This window comes from Xenorhabdus khoisanae, from assembly GCF_001037465.1.
Classification (GTDB): domain Bacteria; phylum Pseudomonadota; class Gammaproteobacteria; order Enterobacterales; family Enterobacteriaceae; genus Xenorhabdus; species Xenorhabdus khoisanae.
Map to the genome: position 1 here is coordinate 1 of NZ_LFCV01000221.1, position 439 is coordinate 439.

1 protein-coding gene is annotated in these 439 nt (G+C 55.1%); it reads right to left on the bottom strand.

Going from position 1 to position 439, the window contains the following annotated elements; genetic code table 11:
* Window positions 1–439, bottom strand: a 439-nt coding sequence (locus AB204_RS20280) for an N-6 DNA methylase (protein ID WP_047965191.1), incomplete at both ends; no start/stop codon positions are given.

The following is a 439-nucleotide window of genomic DNA, read 5'->3' on the forward strand; positions in this document are numbered from 1 at the left end:
CGCATTGCCGATAGTGACCGCTGCCGGAATGCCGGTCAGGGACAGCTGGACATAAGCCATCACTGCCGCCAGCGGATCAATATCAATCGCTGACACCCACAGGCTGCATAACGGATCATGCCCCTGCTCTCTCAAGACGTCAGCGGCGGCCAGTGTCATGCAGCCCGCCCCACAAGCCGGCTCGTACAGGGTCACGAAAGGTTGCTCCTGCAAGCGTGCGGAGACATCCTGCAACTGCATCTCTGCCATCATTCTGGCCACTTCCCAGGGCGTAAAAAACTGATTGAGGGCTTTATCCCCCAATCCCAGCTGCATAAACACACTGCCCAGAAAATCGCAGGGTTCCTGCGCCAATCCAAGCACGGTATAGGAAAATAGCTGCACAATCCGGTCAACATCTTCCCGTTCGTACTTTTTGATGGTTTTCAGGTAATACTGC